Here is a 1,880-nt window from a genome sequence, read left to right as displayed (position 1 = left end):
GTGCGAGACGTTCCTGCCAAAGTTTAGGTTTAAACACCGAAACGTAAGCAGGGAGATAGGTTCAGACAATTGGTAATTGATGCTAAATCAATAGTAAATCCAATTAAATCTATCTTAACTTTGAAAATGTGACCTTAAAGGAAGGTCAATCTCGGAGTCAATGGTGCGGCTTTCCGAATAATAAAGTACGGTAGCCTATTCCAAAGAGATTCGGCAATTCCCACAGTGTCAGACTGATTATCAAAACACTGAAGCTGGGAGTAACGGGAAAACGGATTTAAGTCAAAATCTAAGAATTTCTCTAGCCAATTGCCCAAGAATAACGAAAGTAAACATCCGGCTTGAACTGTCGTAAAAATTAAGTAGCGAAATTGACTTGATTACGCTGCGTTCAAAAGAACAAGGGGAAAAGGTAGGGGGCTCAACAAACCCTCTATAAAAGGTAAGGTTAATTCCGTATAACACTTACTTAGACTCCCAAAAGTACCCCGGCAGATAGGATGATTCTAAAGGCAATAAACCCATTTTCAAGGAACGTTAAAACCCCTCATATACTCCTACAGTGGTCGAATACTGTTAGGTAGCTACAAATCTAAAGCGTATGTTATGAGGGCCAGAGATGGAGTCAGAAGCTAAAGCCTAGATGTAATATTTAGGATACGCTGATAGATTCCGGTTTAGTTGTTAGGTAAGGTTTCAATTAGCAGTAAAAACGGTGAAAACGAGTATAACCAAGACTACGGAAGCATGGAATTCTATCAATTGGGCGAAAGTCCAACGGGTAGTATTTAAGCTGCAAAAGAGAATTTACCAAGCATCATTATCGGGACAAAATGCGAAAGCTCGAAAGCTCCAAAAACTTCTAGTTAAGTCATATTACGCCAAACTCTTAGCAATCAGAAGGGTTACTCAAGATAATCAGGGCAAGAAAACAGCCGGGGTTGATGGCATTAAATCCATCACACCCAAGCAACGACTAGAACTTGCTCAAAACCTGAGTAAATACCAAAAGGCGAAACCACTCCGAAGAAAATGGATACCCAAACCTAACGGAGAAAAACGTCCTTTAGGAATCCCAACTCTACAAGATAGAGTCAGGCAAGCCTTGGTTAAATTGGCATTAGAACCTCAATGGGAAGCCAGATTCGAGGGTGAAAGTTACGGGTTTAGACCCGGACGCTCTGCCCATGACGCGATGTCACGAATCTTCCAAAGCATCAGCAAAGGTGAATATTACATCCTAGATGCTGACATCTCAAAGTGTTTTGACCAGATTAATCATGATTACCTACTGTCCAAAATTGATTGTCCATCAACAATAAAAGCCCAAATCAGACAATGGTTGAAAGCTGGAGTGATGGATAACGGCATATTTGAAGCAACAGAGGCGGGCACTCCGCAAGGGGGGGTCATCAGTCCTTTACTTGCTAACATCGCACTGGATGGAATGATTGAGTTAATTAAACACAAATTCCCTAAAAAGAATAACCGCGTTCAAGCTCAAGTCATCAGATATGCCGATGATTTCGTGGTGATAAGTCCACAATTAGAAATCATACAACAGTGCCAAATTGCTATCGAAGAATGGTTAAAACCCATCGGGTTAGAACTGAAACCAACTAAAACCCGAATCTGTCACACACTGAGAGAAATCGAAGTAAAAGACGAAAAGGTACAACCAGGATTCGATTTTCTAGGTTGGAATTTCCGACAATATCCAGTTGGTAAACACCATTGTGGTACAACAGGAGGAAACACCAAACAATTAGGATTTAAAACCCTAATTAAACCTAGTAAAAAGGCAATTAAAGCTCACGCGGATAAAGTGAAAGAAGTGATTAAAACCCACAAAACTGCACCTCAATACGCATTAATCAAAC

Annotated in this window: 1 protein-coding gene; it reads left to right on the top strand. The window is 40.5% G+C overall.

Annotated features, from left to right (window positions below; genetic code table 11):
- Window positions 1-715 precede the first annotated feature (715 nt).
- A partial coding sequence (gene ltrA, locus PL9214_RS29660; protein ID WP_072722827.1) for a group II intron reverse transcriptase/maturase occupies window positions 716-1,880 on the top strand: 1,165 nt, incomplete at its 3' end.

It is taken from the genome of Planktothrix tepida PCC 9214 (genome assembly GCF_900009145.1).
Taxonomy (GTDB): domain Bacteria; phylum Cyanobacteriota; class Cyanobacteriia; order Cyanobacteriales; family Microcoleaceae; genus Planktothrix; species Planktothrix tepida.
The sequence above is the reverse complement of the archived record's forward strand: the minus strand, read 5'-3'. Positions and strand labels throughout refer to the sequence as shown.